The organism is Flavobacterium sp. DG1-102-2, assembly GCF_033042555.1.
Classification (GTDB): domain Bacteria; phylum Bacteroidota; class Bacteroidia; order Flavobacteriales; family Flavobacteriaceae; genus Flavobacterium.
Map to the genome: position 1 here is coordinate 24909 of NZ_JAWLIK010000014.1, position 24999 is coordinate 49907.

General features: G+C 41.1%; 25 protein-coding genes. 13 read left to right on the plus strand and 12 right to left on the minus strand.

Going from position 1 to position 24999, the window contains the following annotated elements; genetic code table 11:
* The first annotated feature begins 340 nt into the window (after window positions 1-340).
* The 6 genes from R1T16_RS16670 to R1T16_RS16695 all read left to right on the plus strand — a co-directional run bounded on the left by R1T16_RS16670 (window position 341) and on the right by R1T16_RS16695 (window position 6977).
* A complete protein-coding gene (locus tag R1T16_RS16670; protein WP_317502268.1) occupies window positions 341-2530 on the plus strand; it encodes a glutamine synthetase III in 2190 nt (729 codons plus the stop codon).
* Between the two features lie 216 nt (window positions 2531-2746).
* Window positions 2747-3508: an OmpA family protein gene (locus R1T16_RS16675; RefSeq protein WP_317502269.1), complete on the plus strand. Its 762-nt coding sequence runs from the start codon at window positions 2747-2749 to the stop codon at window positions 3506-3508.
* Window positions 3509-3634: 126 nt separating this feature from the next.
* Window positions 3635-4420, plus strand: coding sequence for an OmpA family protein (locus R1T16_RS16680; protein WP_317502270.1), 786 nt, complete (start codon window positions 3635-3637; stop codon window positions 4418-4420).
* Window positions 4420-4902, plus strand: a complete 483-nt coding sequence (locus R1T16_RS16685; protein WP_317502271.1) for an OmpA family protein — start codon at window positions 4420-4422, stop codon at window positions 4900-4902. The genes R1T16_RS16680 and R1T16_RS16685 overlap by 1 nt, the downstream gene beginning before the upstream one ends.
* Window positions 4903-5058: 156 nt before the next feature.
* Window positions 5059-5817 (plus strand): OmpA family protein, encoded by a 759-nt coding sequence (locus tag R1T16_RS16690; protein ID WP_317502272.1) that lies wholly within the window; start codon window positions 5059-5061, stop codon window positions 5815-5817.
* A 263-nt stretch (window positions 5818-6080) separates the two neighbouring features.
* A complete protein-coding gene (locus R1T16_RS16695) occupies window positions 6081-6977 on the plus strand; it encodes an OmpA family protein (protein ID WP_317502273.1) in 897 nt (298 codons plus the stop codon).
* 1076 nt (window positions 6978-8053) lie between these two features.
* Here R1T16_RS16695 and R1T16_RS16700 read toward each other — a convergent pair.
* Window positions 8054-8743, minus strand: a complete 690-nt coding sequence (locus R1T16_RS16700) for a M949_RS01915 family surface polysaccharide biosynthesis protein (RefSeq protein ID WP_317502274.1) — start codon at window positions 8741-8743, stop codon at window positions 8054-8056.
* A 6-nt stretch (window positions 8744-8749) separates the two neighbouring features.
* Window positions 8750-9832: a DUF695 domain-containing protein gene (locus tag R1T16_RS16705; RefSeq protein ID WP_317502275.1), complete on the minus strand. Its 1083-nt coding sequence runs from the start codon at window positions 9830-9832 to the stop codon at window positions 8750-8752.
* 219 nt (window positions 9833-10051) lie between these two features.
* On the opposite strand from R1T16_RS16705, the gene R1T16_RS16710 reads away from it, so the two are divergent.
* Window positions 10052-11245 carry an AIR synthase related protein gene (locus R1T16_RS16710; protein ID WP_317502276.1) on the plus strand — a complete coding sequence of 398 codons (1194 nt, stop codon included), beginning with the start codon at window positions 10052-10054 and terminating at the stop codon, window positions 11243-11245.
* Here R1T16_RS16710 and R1T16_RS16715 read toward each other — a convergent pair.
* Window positions 11242-11541 carry a hypothetical protein gene (locus R1T16_RS16715; RefSeq protein WP_317502277.1) on the minus strand — a complete coding sequence of 100 codons (300 nt, stop codon included), beginning with the start codon at window positions 11539-11541 and terminating at the stop codon, window positions 11242-11244. The two genes, R1T16_RS16710 and R1T16_RS16715, sit on opposite strands and share 4 nt — an antisense overlap.
* An 18-nt stretch (window positions 11542-11559) precedes the next feature.
* Between R1T16_RS16715 and R1T16_RS16720 the strand changes: the two genes are divergently transcribed.
* Window positions 11560-12306, plus strand: coding sequence for a DUF2071 domain-containing protein (locus tag R1T16_RS16720; RefSeq protein ID WP_317502278.1), 747 nt, complete (start codon window positions 11560-11562; stop codon window positions 12304-12306).
* 241 nt (window positions 12307-12547) lie between these two features.
* On the opposite strand, the gene R1T16_RS16725 is transcribed toward R1T16_RS16720, so the two are convergent.
* A complete protein-coding gene (locus R1T16_RS16725) occupies window positions 12548-15208 on the minus strand; it encodes a T9SS type A sorting domain-containing protein (protein ID WP_317502279.1) in 2661 nt (886 codons plus the stop codon).
* Window positions 15209-15387: 179 nt separating this feature from the next.
* Here R1T16_RS16725 and R1T16_RS16730 point away from each other — a divergent pair, with 179 nt between their 5' ends.
* The gene (locus R1T16_RS16730) at window positions 15388-15825 is read left to right on the plus strand and encodes a hypothetical protein (protein ID WP_317502280.1); all 438 of its coding nucleotides are present in this window, start codon (window positions 15388-15390) and stop codon (window positions 15823-15825) included.
* Between the two features lie 51 nt (window positions 15826-15876).
* Here the strand turns inward: R1T16_RS16730 and R1T16_RS16735 are convergent, their stop codons facing one another.
* Window positions 15877-16506, minus strand: a complete 630-nt coding sequence (locus tag R1T16_RS16735) for a metalloregulator ArsR/SmtB family transcription factor (RefSeq protein WP_317502281.1) — start codon at window positions 16504-16506, stop codon at window positions 15877-15879.
* 71 nt (window positions 16507-16577) lie between these two features.
* Here R1T16_RS16735 and R1T16_RS16740 point away from each other — a divergent pair, with 71 nt between their 5' ends.
* Both R1T16_RS16740 and R1T16_RS16745 read left to right on the plus strand, forming a co-directional pair.
* Window positions 16578-17189, plus strand: coding sequence for a superoxide dismutase (locus tag R1T16_RS16740; protein WP_317502282.1), 612 nt, complete (start codon window positions 16578-16580; stop codon window positions 17187-17189).
* Between the two features lie 6 nt (window positions 17190-17195).
* On the plus strand, window positions 17196-17723 hold the full coding sequence (locus tag R1T16_RS16745; RefSeq protein ID WP_317502283.1) for an NADPH-dependent FMN reductase: 528 nt from the start codon (window positions 17196-17198) through the stop codon (window positions 17721-17723).
* A gap of 69 nt (window positions 17724-17792) precedes the next feature.
* Here R1T16_RS16745 and R1T16_RS16750 read toward each other — a convergent pair whose 3' ends face one another.
* From R1T16_RS16750 to R1T16_RS16780, 7 genes are all read right to left on the minus strand, one after another.
* Window positions 17793-18911, minus strand: a complete 1119-nt coding sequence (locus tag R1T16_RS16750; protein ID WP_317502284.1) for a peptidylprolyl isomerase — start codon at window positions 18909-18911, stop codon at window positions 17793-17795.
* A 19-nt stretch (window positions 18912-18930) separates the two neighbouring features.
* A complete protein-coding gene (gldI, locus tag R1T16_RS16755; protein ID WP_317502285.1) occupies window positions 18931-19491 on the minus strand; it encodes a gliding motility-associated peptidyl-prolyl isomerase GldI in 561 nt (186 codons plus the stop codon).
* A 4-nt stretch (window positions 19492-19495) separates the two neighbouring features.
* Complete coding sequence (locus R1T16_RS16760; RefSeq protein WP_317502286.1) at window positions 19496-20509, minus strand: bifunctional oligoribonuclease/PAP phosphatase NrnA; 1014 nt, start codon at window positions 20507-20509, stop codon at window positions 19496-19498.
* 154 nt (window positions 20510-20663) lie between these two features.
* Window positions 20664-21341 carry a DUF4919 domain-containing protein gene (locus R1T16_RS16765; RefSeq protein ID WP_317502287.1) on the minus strand — a complete coding sequence of 226 codons (678 nt, stop codon included), beginning with the start codon at window positions 21339-21341 and terminating at the stop codon, window positions 20664-20666.
* Between the two features lie 65 nt (window positions 21342-21406).
* A complete protein-coding gene (locus R1T16_RS16770; RefSeq protein WP_317502288.1) occupies window positions 21407-21643 on the minus strand; it encodes a hypothetical protein in 237 nt (78 codons plus the stop codon).
* A 2-nt stretch (window positions 21644-21645) separates the two neighbouring features.
* Window positions 21646-22206: a hypothetical protein gene (locus R1T16_RS16775; RefSeq protein WP_317502289.1), complete on the minus strand. Its 561-nt coding sequence runs from the start codon at window positions 22204-22206 to the stop codon at window positions 21646-21648.
* 89 nt (window positions 22207-22295) lie between these two features.
* Window positions 22296-22691, minus strand: coding sequence for a VOC family protein (locus R1T16_RS16780; RefSeq protein ID WP_317502290.1), 396 nt, complete (start codon window positions 22689-22691; stop codon window positions 22296-22298).
* Window positions 22692-22909: 218 nt separating this feature from the next.
* Between R1T16_RS16780 and guaA the strand changes: the two genes are divergently transcribed.
* Complete coding sequence (gene guaA, locus R1T16_RS16785; RefSeq protein WP_317502291.1) at window positions 22910-24439, plus strand: glutamine-hydrolyzing GMP synthase; 1530 nt, start codon at window positions 22910-22912, stop codon at window positions 24437-24439.
* Between the two features lie 121 nt (window positions 24440-24560).
* On the plus strand, window positions 24561-24947 hold the full coding sequence (locus R1T16_RS16790) for a LysM peptidoglycan-binding domain-containing protein (RefSeq protein ID WP_317502292.1): 387 nt from the start codon (window positions 24561-24563) through the stop codon (window positions 24945-24947).
* The last annotated feature ends 52 nt before the right edge of the window (window positions 24948-24999 follow it).

The window sequence follows — 24999 nt, forward strand, 5'->3', positions numbered from 1 at the left end:
TTTTTGGTTAAAGAATTAATCTTCGACTAAATTATGTAATCTTCATTCAAAGGGCAATTTGCTTAGTAAATTTTTAACTCAATTAACAATGGTTTGGGAATTTTATATTTTTATTAACTGATGTAGGAATATTATTGAAAATACTGTAATCCCGTATTGAGTTGTTATGTAAATGTAATGAAAAATACCTTTACATGTTAAAATAGGGGTGTTATTGCGGATTTAGTAAAAAAATAATTTTTTGACCCCCTAAAAAAATAGGGGTATTTAAAATTTGAAACATTTTTTTGTACATTTGCACAGAATTTAATTCATCATTAACATTAAAAAATAAAGTTTCATGTCAACATTTCGTTTTCAGGCACTACAACAAACTGCAAGCAGAAAAGCAGTTAAAGTAGAAGAACTAGACAAAAAGTCGATCATTTTTGGTAGTAATGTGTTTAACGACAAAGCAATGCGTCAGTTTTTGACGTCTGAAGCTTACCAGGCTGTGAAAAACGCAGTGCAGCACGGAACTAAAATAGACCGTAAACTGGCAGATTATATTGCAATGGGTATGAAAGAGTGGGCACTTTCTAAAGGTGTTACTCACTATACACACTGGTTCCAGCCACTTACAGGTACAACAGCAGAAAAACACGATGCTTTCTTTGAAACATCGTATGATGGCAGCGACCCGGTTGAAAAATTCGGCGGAAGCCAGTTAGTACAACAGGAGCCGGATGCATCAAGTTTCCCTAACGGAGGTATCAGAAATACATTTGAAGCTCGTGGTTATACAGCATGGGATCCTACATCTCCTGCATTCATATATGGTACTACACTTTGTATCCCTACAGTATTCATCTCTTATACAGGTGAAGCACTTGATTATAAAACGCCATTACTAAGAGCGCTTCAGGCTATTGACGAAGCAGCGACTGATGTATGCCGTTATTTTGACAAAAACGTTAAGAAAGTAACTGCAACCCTGGGATGGGAGCAGGAATATTTCCTTGTAGATGCTGCACTTGCTAATTCAAGGCCAGACATTACACTTACAGGACGTACACTACTTGGACACACTTCGGCTAAAGGCCAGCAGTTAGAAGACCACTATTTTGGTTCTATACCTACACGTGCCCTTAACTATATGAGGGATCTGGAAAACGAGTGTATGCTTCTTGGTATACCGGTAAAAACCCGTCACAACGAGGTTGCACCTAACCAGTTTGAGCTTGCGCCGATATTTGAAGAGACTAACCTTGCAGTAGACCACAACTCATTACTTATGGATGTTATGCAAAAAGTTGCAGAGCGCCATGACTTTAAAGTGCTTTTCCACGAGAAGCCATTTAAAGGAGTAAACGGTTCTGGTAAGCACAACAACTGGTCGCTTGCTACAGATACAGGAGTTAACCTTCTTGGTCCCGGCAAAACGCCAATGAGCAACCTGCAGTTCCTTACTTTCTTTATTAACACTATCAAAGCGGTGTATACTAATGAAGAGCTAATGAGGGCATCTATTGCTACAGCAACTAACGACCACAGGCTTGGTGCTAACGAGGCTCCTCCTGCAATTATATCTGTATTCATTGGGCAGCAGCTTACTAAAGTTCTTGAAGAACTTGAAGGCGTGTCTAAAGGAAAACTTTCTCCGGAAGAAAAAACAGACCTTAAACTTAATGTAGTAGGTAAGCTTCCGGACGTTCTTCTTGATAATACTGACAGAAACAGGACTTCTCCTTTTGCCTTTACAGGTAACAAATTTGAGTTCCGTGCAGTAGGTTCAAGCGCTAACTGTGCTAATGCAATGACAATCGTTAACTCTATCGTTGCTAAGCAGCTTAAAGACTTTAAAGCTTCTGTAGATGCACTTATAGAAGGTAAAGACATGAAAAAAGACGATGCTATCTTTAATGTGCTTAGAGAGTACATCAAAGAAACTAAAGCAATCCTTTTTGAAGGCGACGGTTACAGCGATGCATGGGAGCAGGAAGCGGCTAAACGCGGACTAAGCAACTTTAAGACTACGCCATCGGCACTTAAAGCAAAAGTATCTGCACAGTCTCTTGCTTTATTTGAAGAGCTTGGCGTAATGAACCATGTAGAAGCTGAAGCACGTTACGAAATTGAACTTGAAGAGTACACTAAAAAGATCCAGATAGAAGGAAGGGTTCTTGGCGATATCGCAAGAAACCACGTAGTACCAACAGCTATCCGTTACCAAAACATTCTTATTGAGAACGTAAAAGGCCTTAAAGAGATCTTTGGCAGCGAGTTTGAAACTGTAGGTAAAGAGCAAATTATCCTTATCAAAGAAATTTCAGGACACATTGCAGCAATCAACTCTCAGGTTGAGGAAATGACGGAAGCTCGTAAATCGGCTAATGCCCTTACAAGCGCAGAAGAGCAGGCACATGCTTACTGCGATAATGTAAAACCATACTTTGATACGATCAGGGAGCATGCTGACAAGCTTGAGCTTCTTGTAGATGATGAGATCTGGACGCTTACTAAATACAGGGAATTATTGTTTACACGATAATATATTTCATACAATTAACTGAGTTAGCCCCATGCGTAAGCATGGGGCTTTTTCTTTTATAGAAAGTTGGCACGCAGATGACCCATATTGCGCGAATTACGGATGGTTTGCTACCTTGATAAATAAATCTGTGTAAATCTGCCAGATCCGTTTCATCCGCGTTCCCCAATAATAAATTATCCAGTATATTCGTTATCCTAAAAACCTTACAGCTACATGAAGCTACTTTTACCCATTATATTTTTGTTATGCCTTTCGGCGAATGCTCAGCAGGACCACGAGTTTACCATATATTTTGATTCTGATGCCGATGTGCCCACCGAAGCATCTAAAGCCGCACTAGCCGAATGGATGGAGAGTAACAAGAATGCCGGCATACATACTATTTCCGGATATACAGATACCATTGGCAATACTGAATACAATCGCAGGCTTTCCATACGCCGTATACAGTATCTTATCTTTCGGCTGAATGCAGGATATATGCGAAAAAAATGGAAAATGATGTCGTATGGCGAAACGCAATATACATCGGGTACCGATGCCGAGAACCGCAAAGCTGTTATTACCTACACAAAACAGCAAAAAACCGTAACTTCAGGATTGACCCAATTGTTTAAAGAAGCCAGGGCAGGCGAAAAGATAATACTGCGCGATATTAACTTTGTGGGTGGTACAAGTTTTATAGTAGAGGAATCTAAGCCTATACTTAAAGAGCTTTACATCATAATGCGCGACAACCCAAAACTAAAAATAGACATTCAGGGGCACATTTGCTGTTCTGCTGACGATACAGGTGACCTTTCTAAAAGACGCGCAATGGAGGTCTTTGTGTATCTTCATAGCAACGGTATAAATGGCGACAGATTATCTTATCGGGGTTTTGGCGGAAGTAAGCCAATGCACAAAATACCCGAAAGGAACAAAGAAGAGATGGCAGAGAACCGAAGGGTGGAGATTGAGATACTGGCTAATTAATATATCAATGTAATAATTTTTTAATGTAGCAATTTCAGTCTCGTGAAAGAATGACTATCGATTGAATGAAGTTAATTGATATATTGGTACATTAGAAAATTGCTATATTGCAACCAAACCAACTACATGAAACCAATTGTACAACTACTGCTATTGCTTAGCCTTTCGGCGAATGCCCAGCATAAATTCACGGTCTATTTTGACTTTGATATAGATGAAACCAATGCACCATCTACACAAAGCCTCACAAAATGGATTGCCGATAATCCGCTGGCACGAATTCAAAAGATATATGGCTACGCCGATAAAACAGGCGGTTTGCTTTACAACCAGGATTTGTCAGAAAGGCGTGCGCTGTATGTCTTCGGGCAATTAAAGGCCGCTGATCTGTATGTGGAACAGGTAGAAGAGAAAGGCTTCGGCGAAAGCCAGAGTACTGCTATACGAAATCCTAAAGACCGCAAAGTGGTTATCGAATATGCAAGGCCGGAGGTACAGCCTGCTCCGGCCCCCGTGCCTGTTCCGGCGGGACCATCAGAATTTAAGAAGCAGGTAACCAATGCTAAAAAAGGCGATAAGATAAGGATAAAGGGCATGAACTTTTACAATAATATGGATGTGATGCTGCCATCGTCGCTACCTGCATTAGATGACCTTTTACAGGTGCTGAAAGATATGCCTACGCTCAGGATAGATATTCAGGGGCACGTATGCTGCGAACCCGAAAAGCAAAACATTTCGCTTAAGCGCGCGGTTGTGGTATATAATTATCTTATAAAAAACGGCATCGACAAAGAGAGGCTGTCGTATAAAGGTTTTGGAACATCAAACCCCATATATCCTATCCCTGAGAAAAATGAAGACCAAAAAATTGCTAACCGCAGGGTGGAAATAGAAATTGTTGATAAGTAATGAAGCAGCTTCTATTCATATTTATTGTGCTTTTCAGACTTTCTGCCCCGGCACAGGATCAAGTTGTAAAAGACACCATCAGCCTGATTTATCAGTTGGATGGCGTTACTATAAACGGACACACAACCTGGAAAAAAGGCGATAAGATAGTGCTAGGAAACCTAATTTTTAAGGGGAATACTTCTTTTCTGGAAGTTTCATCAAAGCCATTGCTGGATGAACTGTTAACGGTAATGATAAATAACCCTAAACTCAAAGTAGAGATACAAGGCCATATCTGCTGCTATCCCGATAGGACTCATCCGATTTCTAAAGAACGTGCGCAGGTGGTATACGAATACCTACTGGACAATGGCATAAAGCGGTCACGCATCCGGTATAAAGATTTTGGAGGCAGAAATCCTATTTACCCTATACCCGAGCAGACCAATGAACAGCGTAATGCTAACCGCAGGGTAGAAATAGAGGTGCTGGAGAATTAATTATGAATTTGGAAATATGAATTACGAATCGACGCACCCTAATCTCAAAAGAGGAACTCTTACTCATGCCAAGTCACTGTTGCATCGACTGCGAGTGAAGCTGGTTCCCCTTTTGAGAGGGGTTAGGGGTGTGTCAACAAAAATTGTAAGTTATTTATGAAAAAATATTTACTCTTACTATTGTTGTTCCTAACGGCTTTCTCCTACGCTCAGGAGCAATACGCCATATATTTTGACACTGGTAAAGACACATTAAACAACATATTTTCGGCAGAATTCACAAACTGGATGGACTGGCATAAATCGGTCAATGTTACAAAAATACAGGGATATGCCGATGGGGTCGGCAAGACCGATGCCAACAGCAGCCTTTCCATTCGTCGGGCAAATTATATTGCAGAATTACTGAAAGCTAACGATGTAGACCTTGACGAAAAAGCCGAAATAAAAGGCCTCGGCGAAACAGGTAAAGACAAGGACGATGCCCAAAGCCGAAAGGTTACTATCTATTTTGAAAAAAATAAGCCAAAGGTAAATCCGCTGGAGAAACAGATGAAAAAGGCAAAAGTAGGCAGTAAGATACCGCTGAGTAAACTGGCCTTTGAACGGAATTCGGGCAGGGCGTTGCCGGGTTCAATAAAGATGCTTAACGGCCTGGTTAAAATAATGGAAGACAACCCTAATCTTAAAATCGACATACAGGGGCATATTTGCTGTAATCTTGAAGATACTAAAAACCTGGGGCTGCTAAGGGCAAAGACCGTTTACAACCATCTTATAAATGCCGGTATTGATAAAAGCAGAGTATCCTTCCAGAGTTTCGGCGGCAGCCGTCCTATATATCCTATTCCCGAAACTAATGCCCTTCAGGCCGAAACCAACCGCAGGGTGGAAATTGAGATTATTTCTAATTAATTACGAATTTGAAATTATGAATTACGATTTCCAGTTGAGTGAAGCTGTAGGCATCAGCTGTTTAGCGTAAAGCAAATCATGAGGAGAAGCGTAAAAAGATTTGCTGTTTGAGCGAAGCGAGTTCAAATCTTTTAGTTGAGGCGAATGATTTGTAGCGTAAACAGGTGCCAGCCTCGAATTTTTGTTTCTTTTGTTTCAAGACAAAAGAAAGTATAAAGTAATAAAATAATTCCTAAATTCGTTATACAAACAAACCATTACTCATGAAAAAGCTGTTTTCAGTCCTTATATTCTCAATATTCTTTAGTATGGCAATGCAGGCGCAGGAGCAATTCTCGCTGTATTTTGATACCAATAAGTACGAACTTAAAAAAGGCGAACCGCAGCGCCTTGAAAAATGGCTTGCTGAAAACAAGACTTCAAAGATACTGGCCATCAATGGTTATACCGACGAAGACGGAACTATTGGCATGAACGATACGCTTTCGCAACGCAGGGTTAGCCATGTGTTTGCGCTGATACAAAACAGGGTAAAGATACGTGAGGACTTTAAGACCAGGAGTTTTGGCAAGCTGCATAAGCAATCGCCTGTAAAGGCAGAGAACCGTAAGGTGGTTATCTACTACCTGCTGGAAAAAGACCTTGCCAGGGAAAACGAGATACTGGGCATACCTGACGCTGTTAAGAAACCCGAAGTTAAAAAAGGGCCTGTAGTATACCCATCTACAGTTAGGGTAAAAGGGGCGGGGGGTAAAGATGAAGACCTTACCCTTGACGTTGCCTTTATGAAAAAAATAGGGGAGTCAAAAGCGGGTGATAAGCTGCGCATAGACAACCTGAACTTTTATGAGAATACCTTTGGCATCATGCCTGATTCAAGGCCTAAACTGTACGAGTTGTTAGAAACCATGAAGCTGCACCCTAATCTTAAAATTAAGCTTCAGGGGCACGTATGCTGTATGAAAGCCGACCGCAATGATCTCTCAACAAAAAGGGCAAAAGCCGTGATGCAGTTCCTTAACATTAACGGTATCGAAAAGAGCCGTCTGTCGTTTGAAGGTTTCGGTGTGAGCCAGCCGATGTATCCAATCCCTGAAAAAACTGCCGATGAGCGCGAAGCAAACCGCAGGGTGGAGGTGCTTATTGTGGAGAATAATTAATGTCTCATTACATCTAACAATTAACACACCCCTAGCCCCTCTCAAGAGGGGAACCAGCTTCACTCGGCACTAAAGCAACAGTGGGCTTCGCATGAGTAAGAGTTTCCCTCTTGAGAGGGGCTAGGGGTGTGTTTACTAATACGTTCTGTCATTCTGACCGCAGCGAAGCGTAGCGGAAGAATCTCTTTTAATTCCAATAATCGATATGAGATTTGCTCCGCCAGTTGGGCAAAGTCCTCTAATCGCTCAAAATGACATTTCTTTTAAAGAATATGCTCTGTCATTTCGACCGTAGCGCAGCGAAGTGGAGAAATCTCAATAGAGATTTTTCGACTCCACTTCGTTTCGCTCAAAATGACAGCCGTTTAAAGAGTACATTCTGTCATTTCGACGATAGGAGAAATCTCTCTTAATTCCAATAGAGATTTGCTACGCCGGTCGGGCACAGCCCTCGGGTCTCCACTACGCTGCGCTTCGGTCGAAATGACAGAACGTTGTAAATGGAGACTTCGACTGGAAACTGAATACTGAAAACTGTCACTGTCAACTTGCAGATCCGCGGCTCCCGGGTGTGCCTTCGTACAGATTGGCGTCCTTCCCACAGTAAACATCTGAAAAAAAAGAGAAAAAGAAAAAAATCCAATCAAAAAGTCTCCCCACTTATGATGGACATTTTTTGGTTATTTTTTTAAAGGAGATATTTGAATTTCTTTTTTGGATATGTTTATTATATACCTTAGTTATAATACCTTTATATAGGTCGTGATATAAGTTGAAAATAGTTGGAAATCAAACGCAAATACATTAGGAAATCAATAGGCAATAAGTAGGGCACAGGTTGGCAACTGATATACAATACATCGAAACAGGTATTTTGTAAATGATTGATTAATTGTATTTTACAAATTTTGCTTAAGCAATACCCCAAGCAAACTGTTAAGCAAATGCACAGGCAAATTTTAAAAGTATGTTGAAAATCAATCCGTTACTACATATGTAAAAGATATGATTACGCATAGCGATCGCTACCCGTATCGCAGAGCTTAAGCTGGCTTTAAGCCAAAGCAAAGCCAATCTTAATTCTCGTCAAACTTTGTTTTGTGGTTCTTCATATTCTTTTCCCAGCCGTACGGAAAAATACCCTTGTCGTGTTCCATGATGGTTTTCATGGTCTTTTTTACATGGTTTTGAATAGACTCCGGCAGTTTGTAGAATTTGGAGTCAACTTCAGTATTTCTAACTTCATCAAGCACGCCGTTCTGATGGCGGATGGCAATCTTTTCGCCTTTATAGAAAATCAGTATCTTGATGCGTCCGTCGTCGTAGCCGTTATAGCCGTTGGTGCCGTATACTATGACAGGTTCAACGATGCCGTCTTTGTCGATATCGGTAAACGAGGAATATTTTGTCCAAAACCAAATGGACTCCTCATATTCCGAATTACTAACCAGGGTTACAAAATCATTGATTTCCCAGCTCTTTTCGAGTTTTCCGGCATTGTTTTTTAAACAGACCGCCTTTATCTTATGGTGCAGCGTGTCGGCATCTCTTGTGCCGTCGTTCTTTTCGGTCAGCACGATGTAGAATTTCCCGGCTTTATCGGAATAATTATACACCCTGAACGCCGGGAACTCCAACCCAAATTCTTTCTTTACATCTGGTGTGATAACCTTATCGGCTTCACTTTTAGAAAGGTATGCCTTTTGGCTGAAAACGGTGGTGGTGATTAGGAGGAAGATAATGTAAAATATAGATTTTTGATCCATGATATACTATTGTTTAAATTTTTCAAATGTTTGCCAGTATTTGTCCTTGTAAATCATATAATCAATTTTAAACCTCGTTTGTTGATTGATTAGAGAATCAACAATTAACGAAGACTTACGGAATTCTTTACACGCGAAAAATATATCTCTTGTATTACAGCCGGTCTCTCTACCTAGATTTAAAGTATTATTTTTTTCTTTTAACTGTTCTGTAAATTTTTCTTCGGATGAATCTACCAAAGCTGATACCATCTGATTTGGCATTCCATTGTTAGCTAAACCATCATAAGCAATACTTATCTTCAATATCCATGGATAAGCAGCTTTTGCTTCCCATTGTAATAAATCGGTATTGATAACCCCGATTATCGGATAATCGTCATGTTTGTATTCATAAAGTATATATGTGTCATTATCAGTATTATGCCGTATTCCCTCATATTTTTCCACGAATTCTTTCTCCCGCCAGATGAGATAAGCTTTTAGCTTTTCGATAGGGATTAATTCTTTCTGAGTATCTTTTGTACCTATAACTGATATGTTATCTATAGTTGTGGCAAAATTTATTTCCCCAAGAAAATTATCTAAGAAGATATGAGTTCCCAATATGATTGTATCTTTATTCTCTTCTGTAAAGTCGGAATTTAGAACTGTAATGTCAATCTCATCAGGACGGATTTTATTTTCATTTGAATAAAATGAAATGGTCTTATCTGAAAATGAATAACCATCCATATTTATACCATAAGCCTGTATGTCCAAATCCGGCTTAAGAGCCGTAAATTTCCATCCATTAATTTGAGGGGCATCAGCAACGAGTTCTTCAACAAAAACAAAATTTTTGATATTACCATCGGCTGTAATTACAAGTTCCGCGGTATCATCAGTTAACATACCCGATAAAAAATAATAGCCCTCCCTTAGTTCGTTAAGTTTGTCGGATAATTTGTTGTGAAAGGACTGAACGTTATCGCCTGCTTGTGTAATTTTGAAAAATTCTTTTTCATTTTGCTGAAACCATTTCCAGAAATCAGCATTGGTATTTATTTTTTCTTCTTTTTTACTGAACAGTTTATCTAAAAAGCCCATTTGCAGGATTTTGATTATTTGATTGGAATAGCAAATATATTATAATGTAATTTAAAGGCAGGAAAGCTTAAGCAATAAATATATAGTTTCATTTGCAAATCACTCCATCAAATAATTGTTATATCAATCAATTGATAAATTGCTGCATTAAATAATCGTTGCATTGTATAATTGCTCCATTAAACCTATCTTTGCCGTTCAAATTACAAACCCATATCCATGAGTTCTGATACCAGCAAACGTTACAGCCAAAGGGGAGTTTCTGCCTCTAAGGAAGACGTGCACAACGCCATTAAAAACATAGATAAAGGCCTGTTTCCTAAGGCATTTTGTAAAATTGTTCCTGATTACCTTACAGGCGACAACGACTACTGCCTTATAATGCATGCCGATGGCGCGGGCACAAAATCGTCTCTTGCCTATATGTACTGGAAAGAAACCGGAGATATCTCTGTGTGGAAAGGCATTGCACAGGATGCGCTTATCATGAATATTGACGACCTGCTTTGTGTGGGCGCTGCCGATAATATCATGCTGTCATCTACCATCGGGCGTAACAAAAATGTTATTCCGGGCGAGGTGCTTTCGGCGATCATCAACGGTACCGAAGAGCTTATCGAAGAACTAAAAACCTTTGGCGTTACCATCCACTCAACAGGTGGCGAAACTGCCGATGTGGGCGACCTTGTGCGTACCATTATTGTAGATTCTACCGTAACGGCACGCATGAAACGCAGCGATGTGATTGACAATGCCAACATTCAGCCGGGCGATGTTATCGTTGGCCTTGCTTCTTTTGGCGAAGCGTCTTACGAGAAAGGCTACAACGGCGGTATGGGCAGTAACGGACTTACGTCTGCACGCCACGATGTGTTTGACAATTACCTTGCTAAGGCATACCCTGAAAGCTTTGATGCTTCGGTTCCTGCTGAGCTTGTATACTCGGGCAAAACAAAACTGACCGATGCTGTTGAAGGCAGCCCTATAGATGCCGGTAAACTGGTGCTTTCGCCAACGCGTACCTACGCACCTATCATCAAAAAAATACTGGAGAAATATACTCCGCAAGATATACATGGAATGGTACACTGCTCGGGCGGTGCACAAACTAAGGTGCTTCACTTTGTAGACAACGTCCACGTGATAAAAGACAACTTGTTCCCTGTACCTCCGCTATTTAAGCTGATCCAGGAGAACTCGGGTACCGACTGGAAAGAAATGTACCAGGTATTTAACTGCGGCCACCGTATGGAGGTGTATGTTCCTGAGAACATCGCACAGGATATCATCGCAATCTCTAAATCATTCAACGTTGATGCTCAGATCGTAGGCAGGGTAAGCCCCCTAACCCCCGAAGGGGGAGTTTCTAAGAAACTTACAATTAATAGTGAATATGGTACATTTGAGTATTAAAATTTTACTTTAGTTATAGAATAGAATCCGTCATAACTGGCGGATTTTTTGTTTTTAAAGGAACGCGGACGACGCGGATTTTGGCAGATTAGCGCGGATTTTTCATAGCGTTTTGTCATTTCGACGATAGGAGAAATCTCTTTAAATTCCAATATAATATCTGAGATTTGCTCCGCCAGTTGGCCTTCAGCCTCGTGCTTCGACTCTGTTGCACTCCGCTCAAAATTAAAGGACATATCAAAAGAATGTAATTCATTAAAAAAATGCACAATTCGCAGCAAAAAATCTAAATGCATTTTTTGTATCTTAGAATTATGCAACAAACTATACCAATCAAAAAAAGAACCTTTCTTGATGCTCAGTGGCGCAAGCTGATCATGATGAATTATGCAGTGGATCCCGAACTGCTGAAACCCTATCTCCCTTTTGAAACCGAACTCGACCTGTGGAACGGAACCTGCTATGTAAGCCTTGTTGGGTTTATGTTCAAGGAAACCAAAATGCTCAAGATGCGTATTCCGTTTCATGTGAATTTTGAAGAGATAAATCTGCGCTTCTACGTAAAGTATAAAGACACCGATGGCTATAAACGCGGTGTTGTCTTTATAAAGGAGATTGTTCCGATGCCGTCGCTAACAATGGTTGCCAACGCTCTTTACAAGGAGAACTACGAAACATTACCAACCCGCCATTTGTGGGAAGAAAAAGATGATTCACTAACGGTTAAATACATCTGGAAAAAGGACGGAAGATGGAACATCATCAAAACTGTTTCTGAAAGTAAGCCTGTGGATATTACAGAAGGAAGCGAAGAGGAATTCATTACCGAACATTTTTGGGGCTACACCAGGATCAACGAAAATGTGACGTCAGAATATGAGGTGGTGCATCCGCGCTGGCAGGTGTATTCTATAAAAGACCATTCCATCAGGGTTAACTTTAAATCAACTTACGGACCCGATTTCGCCTTCATGCAAAACTTAAAACCAGTCTCTGTATACCTTGCGGAAGGCTCTGAGATCTTAGTCAAACAGGGGAGGAAGATAAAGGTGAAAAGATAGTGTCGGTTGGTGGTTGTCAGTTGACGGTAGACGGAAAGATGACGAAGCAATCTTAACGGAACGCGGATAACGCGGATTTGGCGGATTGCCGCAGATTTTCTATTATGCTTTTCATTCTGACGAAGGAAGAATCTCGTCTGAGATTTTTCGACTCCACTGCGTTCCGCTCAAAATGACAGAATATAAAACAAAAAAGCTCCCCGCATTGCGGAGAGCTTTTCTACAAACCAACTAATAAAAACTATCTGTTCACGATCAGTTTATGTGTTTCGGTTGTTTTGTCAGAAACGATCTGCATAACATATGTTCCTGATGCGAAGCCATTCATGCCTATTTCTACGCTCATGGCATCTGCTTTCATTTCTTTAACCAGTTTGCCTGTAGCAATTTCGTAGATAGAAATGTTAGCACCGTTGTTGTAGTTAGATGCAAGATCTAATGTAAATATACCGTTAGATGGGTTAGGATATACCATGCTTCTGTTTGCAGCGAAATCTTCGATACCTGCAGTAACACAGTTCTCCTGCGCTTCATAAGAACCTATGTCACGTCTTCCATTAAAAATAGCAAAGCCATTCTGGTCAGAGCTGCTGTCGGCAGGGTCACCCATGTCAGCCGCAGGGCTTGGGCAGCTTAGGATATGTACCGGAGTACCGTCTTCTGTTTCTGTAAGTGCAGAAAGTCCGATTTCTATAGGTAATGTGATAGATCCTGTGATATCATCTTCAGTCGAAACAAATACACTTCCGTCTATAGCAGCCACAAGGTTAAACCCGGCAGAAGTTATTGTATTGTCGTCACCAAAAAGGTTAGCACCCGATATTAAGGCTGTATTAGTAGCCACGATAGTATTTTTAAGGCTTACAGTGCTTGCGCCGTCGTTAGAGATACCACCACCGCTAATCGTTGCACCATTAAGTGCAATCGTGTTTGCGTCTACAGTAAGGGCACCTTTATTGAATATACCACCACCATTAGTTAATGATGTATTGCCTGAGATCGTATTTTTTAACGAAACAGTCGTACCACCGTTAAGGTGAAGTCCTCCGCCACGTCCAAGAAGTCCTGTCGCAGTGTTTAGGGAAAGTGTAGTGTTAGAAACATTTAGCGTACCCCCGTTGTTAAAGATACCGCCACCACCGTCGTTTACTGTTAATCCTGTAGCTGTATTGGCAGTAATGTGAACTCTTTCAACAGTCATAGTACCTGTACCGTTCCAAAGTCCGCCACCTTGCACAGCAATGTTGCCGCTCACTATACTGTTAGTGATAGTTACATTACCTGCAGCTGTCATGTGTACTGCACCGCCATTACCAGGAGAAGCACCTGCATTGTTTAAAGTAAAAGTTACGTTGTCAATATTTACAAATCCGGTCTCACGGCCGTTATCTTCAATTGCACCACCTGCACGTACTGATACGTTGCCTGAGAATTGTGTATCCTCTATGGTTACTTTTCCGCCAACATCGTTTAGTAAACCACCGCCGCTACCTGCAGCGCCATCAGCAGTATTGTTAGATATTACTGCGTCTCCACTAATGTTAAGTGTTCCGCTAAGGTTGTAGATTCCACCACCACCCTGATCGGCACCTGCACCGCTGGCTGTGTTTTCTGTAATAACTGTTCCTGAAATTGTCATGGTACCAGAGCCGTTCCAAAGTCCGCCTCCTTCAGCGCCTGCTTCGTTATTATTTACAGTACCTCCGTTAATCGTAACGGTGCCCGCGCCTGTTACGTGAAGTCCACCGCCGTTACCAGGCATAGTATTTGTAATGTTTCCGTCAAGTGTAACATCAGTCAGTACAACAAAACCTGCCGCACCTGAATTATCTTCTATACCACCGCCTGCACGATTAGAAATGTTGCCTGTAATTGTAGCGTCAGTAATAGTAAGTTTACCTCCTACATCGTTAAGGATTCCTCCTCCGCTTCCGGCAGCGCCGTTTGCTGTGTTGTTTGTAATTTCAGTTTCAGCGTTAATGTTTACTACACCGCTAAGGTTGTATATACCGCCACCGCCGTTATCTGCTAATGCACCGCTTGCCGTGTTTTCGGTAATAACTGTTCCTGCAATGGTCATAATACCTGAACCATTCCATAGTCCGCCGCCTTCAGAAATTGCTTCGTTATTGCTAACTACACCACCTGTAATAGTAGCATTGCTTGCTCCTGTAATATGAAGACCGCCGCCATTACCAGGTGCTGCACCTGTAGTGTTCCCGTCAAGTGTCACGTCGTTAAGCGTAAGGGTAACAGCTGTAGCTGCATTTACCTCTATACCACCACCAGCGCGGTTTGCCATATTTTCTGAGATAGTCGACGCATTTACGTTCAATGTTCCTCCTGTACTTACATGGATACCACCACCACTTCCTGAAGCTCCTGTAGCAGTATTATTTGTAACTGTAGATACATTAATTGTAAGCGAACCATCGGCAAGGAAAATACCACCACCACCGTTAGTTGCGGCTGCACCGGCAGCCGTACTGTTAGATATAGTCGTGTTATTGATAAGTACCGTACTGCCTGATGCAGAAATGGCCCCGCCATTATCAGCCGCAGAGCCATTTGTAAGAGTTAGGTTATTTATGGTAACCTCGCCATCGGTAATTAAAAGGATACGTGTAGTGCCGCCCCCGCTAATAGTTGTGTTTTCTGCGCCGCTGCCATTAATAACAATGTTCTTGTTAATGGTAACTTCGCTTGTAAGTGTAATCGTAGTTCCGTTTAGCGATGCGTCAAATAATATAGCCCCGCCTGCCGCTACATCAAGCACGGCCTGCCTGAAAGAGCCTGCGCCTGCATCGTTAGTGTTGGTTACGGTAACAGACTGCGCATTTGCCGAAAAGGCAAACATGAAAAGTACCGCAATGATCCTTAGATAGGTAATTGTTTTCTTCATAATAAAAAATTGGTGTTAATTGTACATAATTTAAAGTTACGGTGTAATACTCTTAACGGTTTTGTAATGAATTAGTTAAATATATCTTAAAGTAATTAATATTTAACGCAAACCCTTTTGAGTGCTGGATTTCTTTAAATTTGAATACCTTTGCGTTAACAAAAATTTATCAGTTTACTATGAAAATAAATTTAAAATCAGGTGTTGGGGAGTTGCTTTTCGGAATGAAGGAAAAGGATGTTAGAGGCGTTTATGGCAATCCTGACAGGCAGTTTAAAGACGAAGACGGTAACATCATTTACCTGTATAACGATAAAAAATTAAGACTTACTTTTTATCAGGATGAAGATATGCGATTAGGCTATATCATTGTTTCTAATCCATCGTCTGAGATTTTCGGTTCTAAGGTTATCCGCGAAAACTGGACAGCTATTGAAGCTGCTGCCAAAACAAACGGACTCAAGGATTTTGAAGTGGAGTCATTTGACACTATAGACAATCATTTTAATGAAGCCAACTGGATCATTTTCCAGGTGGAATTTAACGAGGTTATCAAAATCGAGATAGGGGCTACCATCAATAAGAATGATGAATTCGACTGGAAGTTCAAGGCATAATTAATGCTGTAGCGTATATGATGAAAGGGATTCTATTTTGGAATCCCTTTTTTATTGTTGTGTAATTTTATAAGCACATCTTCGGGCTCCTGCCAATATGTGGTCTGTTCTTTCTACCAGTACGCCTTCGCCCAGTACCTGCTGAAAAGTTTGCAGTTCTGTTTTACAGAAACCTACACAGGCAGCGGCAGCGGCGCAAATAGGGCAGTGGTTTTCTACCAGCATATAGCCGTCTCCTTCTTTTGAGTAGGATGCCATGTAACCTTCGCCATCGCGATAATCGGCTAAAATTTTAATTCGTTCTTCAAGGCTGTTAACTCCGGCTACGGCATTACAGTATTTATTGCGTAAGTCTAAACTGTTCGCTTCAATAACTAGGTTTAGTGCTTCTTCGCCCAGCAGTTCGCGCGTTTTTTCTATTAGTTTTACTGTAAGGTCGGCGTGAGTATCAGGAAAACGGGTATTGCCCAATGCAGTAAGCGACCATATCTGCTGCGGCCGGCCTCTTCCTTTAGATTCTGATGCAGAGGTAACCAAACCCTCTCCGGCTAATTTCAGTAACTGAAAACGAGCGCCTTCGGTTGTTACATTCATTTCCTTGGCTAAAGAAATAAGCGTAGACGGCCCCTTGGTTTTTAATATCCAGATAGCACGCTCATTATCGGGAAATTTTATTTTCATAATAAACAAAGTAAATATTTGGTTTATTATGCAAATGTAGTAATTTTGTTCCAACATAAAAAAATAATATCATGACTTATATATTGCCTAAACTTGAATACGCTTATAATGCGCTTGAGCCTTTTATAGATGCCAAAACAATGGAAATCCACCACGCTAAGCATCATCAGGCTTATGTAGACAATCTTAATAAAGGCCTTCAGGATTCCGGATACGAGGACCTGACCCTTGATGAGATATTTGAAAAGGCATCTGAACTGCCGCCTGTGCTGCGCAACAATTCGGGTGGACATTACAATCACAGCCTGTTCTGGAAGCTTCTTACGCCTAATGCTAAAAAAGAGCCAACAGGCCAACTTGCAGAAGCTATAAATGTTACCTTTGGCTCGTTTACAGCTTTTCAGGAAAAATTTGCCGCAGCTGCAATGGGCAGGTTTGGTTCGGGCTGGACCTGGCTGTTTGTTAATGAAGAAAACAAACTTGAAATAGGCAGTACGCCTAACCAGGATAATCCGATAATGCTGCACACTACGATAAAGGGTATTCCGGTACTTGCACTTGATGTTTGGGAGCATGCATATTACATAAGTTACCAAAACAGGCGTGCCGATTATATCACACAGTTCTGGAACATTATAAACTGGGATTTTGCTGAAAAGCTTTATACCAACGCAAACCAATAAATACAAATGAAAATATTACTTTTTAACGGAGCAATGGGTTCCGGTTTTAATAGTACGGCAGATGCCATTACAGGTTTTCTTAAAGATAAGATTACTGCGATGGGTTCTGAGGCTATTATCTTTAATATAGATGACAGCAATATCCCTATGTTTAGCACCGCTAGTGAGGTGTCGTCTTCGGTACTTAATATGGTTGAGGCTTTCAGGCAGGCCGATGCCCATATCTGGCTTACGCCTTTATACCATGGCGGTATGCCGGGTGCGATGAAGAATTGTCTTGACTGGCTGGAACTAAGCGCTAAGCGCGAAATTCCGTACCTTACCGATAAAAAGATAGGGCTTGTATGCTGGGCAGATGGCGCACAGGCAATGCAGGGTATCAATAATATGGATGCTGTGGCAAAATCGCTTAGGGCGTGGTCATTGCCTTATAGTATTCCTGTAGTACGCAGGCTGCTGTTTACCGAGAGCAAAACAGTGTCTGAAGAATATGAAACTAAATTTGATATTATGCTGAAGATGCTTGTAAAGTAAATTCAGGTTTTACTAATCGAAAAAGGGATTCCATTTCGGAATCCCTTTTTGCATTTTATGAGGTGATGATTATTTTCCTGTTGTTGTAGTAGCAGGCATCATTTCAAACATTTCAATTTCGAATATAAGGTTGGCGTTAGGGCCAATTCCTCCGCGTGGTGCACCTCTTTCTCCATACCCTAAGTGAGAAGGGATAAACACTACTGCTTTATCACCAAAAGATAATTGCTCGATACCTTCTATAAATCCAGGGATCATACCTGTTTTTGTACCTGCTGTAAAAGGGATTGGCACATAAGCGTTAGCTGCATCTTTTTGAGCGATATAGTTGCCAAAAGCTTTAGCTACAGAAGCCTCGCTTGAGTCAAACATTGTACCTGAACCGTTGTCAAGGTAACCGGAGTAACCAATGTAAACCTGAGATCCGGGAAGTGCTTTTTTACCTGTTCCTTTTTTCACGATCGCATATTGAAGCCCTGAAGCTGTTTTAGTGGCTGTTTTTTTAAGATCTGCAAAGTAAGCAACCTTATCAGCTTTAGTCTTAGTTACAGCTTCTGCTTGCTTTTTCTGCTCATTAGCTGCTTTCTCGTAGTATTCTTTAAATACTTTAGGAGCGTCAAACTTTTTAGCGTCTTTACCGTTACGGATAATTTTTATTGTCTTGATCTCGTCATTCTGCTGGATAGCGTTAACCACATCCTGTCCTTCTACAACATGGCCAAATACTGTGTGCATGTTATCAAGGTGAGGCGTAGGGCCGTGCGTGATAAAGAACTGGCTTCCGTTAGTACCTTTTCCTGCATTAGCCATAGAAAGTGTACCTGCTTTGTCATGCCTAAGCGACTGGTCAAATTCATCGGCAAATTTATAGCCCGGTCCTCCGGAACCATCGCCATTAGGGTCTCCGCCCTGAATCATGAAGTCGGCAATTACACGGTGCCATTTTAGTCCGTCATAAAAAGGTTTTCCTTTGTATTGAGCGCTTACCATATCGTTTTTACCTTCGGCAAGAGCCACGAAGTTAGCAACGGTAAGGGGTGTTTTCTGGTACTCAAGCTGAAGTACGATCCTACCTTTGTTGGTTTCAATCTCAGCATAAAGTCCGTCGCCCAGCTTTACAGGGTCGGCAGATGGTGTAGTGTTACATGAAAAAAACAAAGCCGCAAGGCTTACAAAAAAACTTGTCATTGGTTTCATTTATATTAGATTAATTCTCTTTTACCTGGCTTTCAGGCTTAATGTCGTTTAGGGTAACGGTACATATAAGCGGCTGGTTGGTGCCAATTCTGTCATTGTCGCCATGATAGCCAAAGCCCATGTGCGAAGGGAAAAGGAAAGTAACTTTTTCGCCTTCGTTCATAAGTTTGATGCCGTCACGCAGACCCATCATTATATTTTGTTTGTCAACATGGTACACCTGCGGTTTTAGTTCTGTCTCGCTGTATATCACATTGCCTTTTATATCCTTAATATCATAGTTAAAGAAGGCCACATCACCGCGTTTAGGGCGTATGGTATCTGCAGCATTCTCCATTTCATAATGATACCAGTAACCTTTATCAGATGCTATGTACTTAATTTCAGGATTGCTTTTTATGATAGAATCTATCTGAGACTCTTCGCTGGCTACCAGCTTTTTGTTTCGCTTTATAGATTCTTTCATGAATGTTCCCGATGTGTGCGAAACAGGCCTTCTTGCCTGCTGTTGTGAGCAGGACACGATAAGCACTCCTAAAAGAATAAGCGGTATAATAAATGCCTTCTTCATTGTATCAGTCAATTTTTGTGTGTGCTAAAGTAGCAATAAATTTTTGTATGGTAGCTTCTAAACTTTCGTTAGATCGGCCGCCTGCCGCATTTATGTGCCCGCCACCGCTAAAATGCTCACGTGCATACTGGTTAACGTCAAAACTGCCCTTAGAGCGGAATGATATTTTTATGATGCCTTCGTCTTTATTCTCGGTAAAAAATGCCGTAAACACAATGTCTTTCATGCTCAGTCCATAATTCACAATGCCTTCGGTATCGCCTTTACTGTGGCCAAAGCTATTAAGCTCTTCCTGGCTAAGCGTGGTGTATGATGTCTTGTATGCGGGCATTACTTTCATGTTCTGCAAAGCCCTTGCCAAAATTAATACACGGTTGTGCGAATGGTTATCAAACAGCAGGCTGTGTATGGCAGTATTGTCTATTCCCAGGTCTATAAAATCGGCAACTACCCTGTGTGTTATACCTGTAGTAGATGGGTAACGGAAAGAACCTGAGTCGGTTACGATTCCTGTGTAAAGGCACGTAGCAATAGTTTTATCTATAAGTGCTTTTTCGCCCATTGCCACGATAAAATGATAAATCATTTCACAGGTAGACCCAAATGATGTATCAGAAAACGTAAACATGGCATAATCGCCGGGTTTCTGATGGTGGTCTATCATTACATAAGGAGCAATAAGTTCTTTAAGTACGGCTTCCATCTGGTCGCCGGTACGGCTCAGTACGTTAAAGTCGAGTGTAAAGATCACATCAGCTTCCTTAAGTATTTTGGTAGCAGATTCAGTTTCCTTTTCAAATACCCTTACGGTATTGAATGAAGGCAGCCAAGCCAGGAAATCAGGCGACTCGTTAGGCGTTATCACTATAGGATCATGCCCTTTATATTTCAGGAAATGGTACAGCCCCAGGGTAGAACCCATGGCATCGCCATCGGGGTTACGGTGGGGTATAATGGCAATCTTTTTTGGTAAAGCCAGCAATTGCTTCACGCCATTAATATCTTCGTTATTCATCATGATGCGAATTTACATTTTTTTCTGTTATAGCCAAGTTATAAAACACGGCAGCTTACAAAACAAAACTCCGTAAGTAATAGTGCTTTACGGAGTTATATGTGGTTTTTGATTGAACTGTAGTTCTTTCTCTATAGCCGTTTTATGCCTGGAGGAATTATTTTCCGTGGAAACTTTCAAAAAGGCGGGAAACATTAAAATAGAAACCTTTAAGATTGTACGAGTTCTCATCTAAGTTAAGGTAATCGTATTTTGCCTCAATAAGTTCCTGCTCACCGCCAAAACGGAAACCAAGTATATCTATGATCTCATATTCATTTGAGGTGTTTATTACGTGAAAGCTTTTTTCTTGTGTTGAACCGTCACCCGAACTCAATATGGCATCGATGACCATAGCTGCCTGGATTTCTTCGGCATTAGCCTCTTTTAGACGGTTCAGTTGTTTAAAGGCATAAATACGGTACTCCTTAATACGTATGCTGAATGGAAAATCTTTAAGCACCTTGTCAGACAGCTTAATGAGTTTTTCCATTGTTTTCTTATCGGTTTGCTGGGTTCTCAGCAGTTCGGTAAACTCTTCCTGAGCATCAGATACTTTGTAAGGAGAATATTGTTTCTGAAACGAATAACCGTAGTACAAATGCCTTCTTTCATTGGTTGTCATTGTGCTGTCGGCTTTATTATAACGGCTCATCAGGGTAGTAAAATAGTAAGGGGATCTTTTATCCCCGGTATTTTTTTCGATAAGTTTATAATCTGGTGAAACAGGTTCTTCTGTCTGGCAGAAGGCTCCTGCTGAGAATAGCAGGAATAAAAACGAAAAGAAGTGATTCATTTAATTTGAATTAGGAAACCTAAAGGTAAGTAAAAATCCTAATTCAGAAATTTTTGGATGTTAAATTAATCGCCGCCACCACATCCTCCTCCGCAGCCGCTGCATCCACTCGAACAGCCACTACTGCTGCATCCGCTGCTGCCATCGTGCGAAGAACATCCGCTATCGCCATGGTGAGAAGAGCATCCGCTGTCTCCGTCTCCAAAAGTAGAGCAGGCAAAGTTGGTGCCGCCCTCGCTGTCTGTCCTGTTGTTTTTATTTTTACGGTCTTTTTTACCGTTAAATGCGAAGGCGATTATCAACCCTATGATAAAGCAGATGAAAGGAAAACCGTTGCGGCAAGCATTAGGATAAAGGTAAATACCGCGGGCTTAAATTTTATATCCGGCTTTTTGATGAGCCAGTATTTCGACAGGTTTACGCGTTGAAAGTTAATGTCAGTAAATCTTGTGTTGTTATCGTGCCAGATATCAGGCGGCGGATTCATACCGAATTTTTCAAAATACATGTGGTGAAGCCCGGTATACAGGTTGTTGAACTTTTGCTGCTCTTCTTTACCGCCTCTAGTAGGGTTGTGATGAATTTCCCTTTCCAAGATGTTTTTGCATAAGTCGTTCCAGTACGATTTTGTGTAGGTTAGGTGCAGGTGCCACGCCTGGTCTACGGGGTCGCTGGGTGTTACGGGATCTGGCGAAGTGCAGCACAAAAAGAGGAACTTTTTGTATTCTTCTATAACCCGTTGGGTGTAATTTAGGTTCCAGCCATTCTCGCGTGCAAGCCGCTGTGAGAAGGTTAACCTGACATCAGTTTCATCAAGCTGGTAGGCTTCAAGCCTGTTCCACAGCAGTGTTTCAGTTTTTGTCATTTTTGTTTTAAAGGTACATAAAAAGCAAAACGGCCATACTTTTTGCACGGCCGTTTCGCTTCATTTAAAAGCCTGTTTGTTACAGATTTTCAGCTGAATTTTTCTATCGCTTCCGGAGTAACCGGAGTGAAGAAATTTATCAGGCTGCCATCAGGGTCACGGAACAATAAAGAGCGGTTGCCCCATGGCATTGTTACAGGTTCCTGAACAATGTCTTTAGTTATCTCCTTAATCCTGATATAGTGGTCATCAACATTTTCTACGCAGAATTCTATAATGATGCTTTTGTTGCTTGCAGGCTCTGCAATGGCACCTCCAAAGAAATCCAGCGTATTTGTGCTGCCTATCGCTATGGTGCAAGTGCCTGTATTGATTTCTGCGAAATCTTCGGTAAACCATTTTGCGGAAAGTGCTGTTGCTTTTTCGTAAAAGTGTACCAGGCGCTTAATGTCGGCGGTTATAATTCGTAGTGATTGTAAGTTCATAATTTGTCTTTTTAAATATGTAAGACAAAAGTAGAATCGTGTAGTGACAACAGTATGTCAGCAGGGTTTTGGTTTTAATTATTTTAAAAAATCCATAAAGCTTTGTTTCCCTTTGCGTAAAACTTTGCGTCCTTTATGTTTAAATTCTTAAAAATCAAACAATCTAAAAATCTGTAAATCCTGTTTTTAATTTTCAATTATAAGCATTACTTTTGCGCATGCAACACAACGTACTTATTCTAGATTTCGGTTCGCAATACACTCAGCTTATTGCGAGAAGGGTTCGCGAGTTAAATATCTTCTGCGAAATTTTCCCTTACAACAACCCTCCGGTTGATTTATCATCTTATAAAGCGGTAATATTATCAGGAAGCCCATTTTCTGTAAGGGCGGAGGATGCACCGCATCCTGATCTTTCGCAAATTCGCGGCAAGCTGCCTTTACTGGCTGTTTGTTATGGCGCGCAATACCTTGCCCATTTTCATGGGGGAGAGGTTGCACCGTCTAACATTCGCGAGTATGGCCGTGCTAACCTTTCTTATATTAAAGAAGGTGAACCGTTCCTTGAAGGTGTTTCGGCTAACAGCCAGGTATGGATGAGCCACAGCGATACCATCAAAAAACTGCCTACAAACGGTGTAGTGCTTGCAAGTACTAAAGATGTGGAAAATGCAGCTTACAAGATTGAAGGCGAAACTACATATGCTATACAATACCACCCTGAAGTTTACCACTCTACAGATGGTAAGCAGATGCTGGAAAACTTCCTCGTAAAAATTGCAGAAGTACCGCAAAGCTTTACGCCAAACTCTTTTGTAGAGGATATCGTAGCAGAGCTTAAAACAAAAATTGGTACAGATAAAGTTGTTCTAGGCCTTTCAGGAGGTGTAGACTCTACGGTTGCTGCCGTGCTTTTAAATAAGGCTATTGGCGAAAACCTTTACTGTATCTTCGTTAACAACGGGTTACTTAGAAAGAACGAATTTGAAAGCGTTCTTGATCAATATAAAGATATGGGGCTTAACGTGAAAGGTGTAGATGCCGCTGACCGTTTCCTGTCTCAGCTTGCAGGTATCGATGATCCTGAAACAAAACGTAAAACGATCGGCCGTGTATTCATTGAAGTATTTGATGATGAGGCACACCTTCTTACAGATGTAAAATGGCTTGCTCAGGGTACGATTTATCCAGACGTTATCGAGTCGGTATCTGTTAAAGGGCCATCGGCAACTATAAAATCGCACCACAATGTGGGCGGGCTTCCTGATTTCATGAAGCTTCAGGTTGTTGAACCACTTAGAATGTTATTTAAAGACGAAGTGAGAAGAGTAGGCGCTACTTTAGGTATCGATCCCGAACTTCTTGGCCGTCACCCTTTCCCTGGTCCCGGACTTTCTATCAGGATCCTTGGTGATATTACACCTGAGAAAGTACGTATCCTTCAGGAAGTTGATGCAGTATTCATCAACGGACTTAAAGAACACGGACTGTATGACAAAGTTTGGCAGGCCGGAGCTATCCTTCTTCCTGTAAACAGTGTAGGCGTTATGGGCGATGAGCGTACGTATGAAAAAGTTGTTGCACTTCGCGCTGTAGAATCTACAGACGGTATGACAGCAGACTGGGTACACCTTCCGTACGAATTCCTTATGAAGATATCTAATGAGATCATTAATAAAGTAAAAGGCGTTAACCGCGTTGTTTATGACATTAGTTCTAAACCGCCGGCCACTATTGAGTGGGAATAGTCTTTAAGATTTATAATACAAAGCCCTGCACATTATGTGTGGGGCTTTTGGTTTTTAACAACAATAGTTTGTGGGTTTTAGCCTAAAATTATTACTTTAGGCCTTCCAAATCATACCTCTTATGAAAAGACTACTACTTATCTTATTTGCGCTCATAGTGTTCCAGTCGTTATCGGCACAGGATAATAATCAGGCAGCCGAAGGTGAACCGGTAGATTACGACACCTATTTTATAGACCATAAAACTACAATGGGTGAAAGGATGGTTATGCTTTCTAAAAAATATATGGTAGATCCTGATGAGATCTATAAATACAATGAGGTAGAAACTGATCAGTATGGAATCAAAGCAGGGCAGGTGTTAAAAATTCCGCTGCATGAATCAAAGAAAAAAGACCTTGATAAATTTAAGGAAGAACTCATAAAGAAAAACGGGGGTAACCCAATACAGGTGCCGGCAGTACCGCCATTAAAGAAAAAAGAAGCAGAAGAAGAGGAGGACGAATAGTCTTCCTTTTTTTTGTGCAGGAAAACTGTAAAATGCTTTTGGTATGGGTTTT

Coding starts and splice junctions, on each gene's coding strand:
- R1T16_RS16745 (WP_317502283.1), top strand. CDS start 17,196: ATGAAAATATTACTTTTTAACGGAGCAATGGGTTCCGGTTTTAATAGT.
- R1T16_RS16760 (WP_317502286.1), bottom strand. CDS start 20,509: ATGATGAATAACGAAGATATTAATGGCGTGAAGCAATTGCTGGCTTTA.
- R1T16_RS16735 (WP_317502281.1), bottom strand. CDS start 16,506: ATGAAAATAAAATTTCCCGATAATGAGCGTGCTATCTGGATATTAAAA.
- gldI (WP_317502285.1), bottom strand. CDS start 19,491: ATGAAGAAGGCATTTATTATACCGCTTATTCTTTTAGGAGTGCTTATC.
- R1T16_RS16700 (WP_317502274.1), bottom strand. CDS start 8,743: ATGGATCAAAAATCTATATTTTACATTATCTTCCTCCTAATCACCACC.
- R1T16_RS16780 (WP_317502290.1), bottom strand. CDS start 22,691: ATGAACTTACAATCACTACGAATTATAACCGCCGACATTAAGCGCCTG.
- R1T16_RS16685 (WP_317502271.1), top strand. CDS start 4,420: ATGAAGCAGCTTCTATTCATATTTATTGTGCTTTTCAGACTTTCTGCC.
- R1T16_RS16710 (WP_317502276.1), top strand. CDS start 10,052: ATGAGTTCTGATACCAGCAAACGTTACAGCCAAAGGGGAGTTTCTGCC.
- guaA (WP_317502291.1), top strand. CDS start 22,910: ATGCAACACAACGTACTTATTCTAGATTTCGGTTCGCAATACACTCAG.
- R1T16_RS16725 (WP_317502279.1), bottom strand. CDS start 15,208: ATGAAGAAAACAATTACCTATCTAAGGATCATTGCGGTACTTTTCATG.
- R1T16_RS16775 (WP_317502289.1), bottom strand. CDS start 22,206: ATGACAAAAACTGAAACACTGCTGTGGAACAGGCTTGAAGCCTACCAG.
- R1T16_RS16750 (WP_317502284.1), bottom strand. CDS start 18,911: ATGACAAGTTTTTTTGTAAGCCTTGCGGCTTTGTTTTTTTCATGTAAC.
- R1T16_RS16790 (WP_317502292.1), top strand. CDS start 24,561: ATGAAAAGACTACTACTTATCTTATTTGCGCTCATAGTGTTCCAGTCG.
- R1T16_RS16740 (WP_317502282.1), top strand. CDS start 16,578: ATGACTTATATATTGCCTAAACTTGAATACGCTTATAATGCGCTTGAG.
- R1T16_RS16690 (WP_317502272.1), top strand. CDS start 5,059: ATGAAAAAATATTTACTCTTACTATTGTTGTTCCTAACGGCTTTCTCC.
- R1T16_RS16675 (WP_317502269.1), top strand. CDS start 2,747: ATGAAGCTACTTTTACCCATTATATTTTTGTTATGCCTTTCGGCGAAT.
- R1T16_RS16720 (WP_317502278.1), top strand. CDS start 11,560: ATGCAACAAACTATACCAATCAAAAAAAGAACCTTTCTTGATGCTCAG.
- R1T16_RS16680 (WP_317502270.1), top strand. CDS start 3,635: ATGAAACCAATTGTACAACTACTGCTATTGCTTAGCCTTTCGGCGAAT.
- R1T16_RS16705 (WP_317502275.1), bottom strand. CDS start 9,832: ATGGGCTTTTTAGATAAACTGTTCAGTAAAAAAGAAGAAAAAATAAAT.
- R1T16_RS16695 (WP_317502273.1), top strand. CDS start 6,081: ATGAAAAAGCTGTTTTCAGTCCTTATATTCTCAATATTCTTTAGTATG.
- R1T16_RS16730 (WP_317502280.1), top strand. CDS start 15,388: ATGAAAATAAATTTAAAATCAGGTGTTGGGGAGTTGCTTTTCGGAATG.
- R1T16_RS16670 (WP_317502268.1), top strand. CDS start 341: ATGTCAACATTTCGTTTTCAGGCACTACAACAAACTGCAAGCAGAAAA.
- R1T16_RS16765 (WP_317502287.1), bottom strand. CDS start 21,341: ATGAATCACTTCTTTTCGTTTTTATTCCTGCTATTCTCAGCAGGAGCC.
- R1T16_RS16715 (WP_317502277.1), bottom strand. CDS start 11,541: ATGCATTTAGATTTTTTGCTGCGAATTGTGCATTTTTTTAATGAATTA.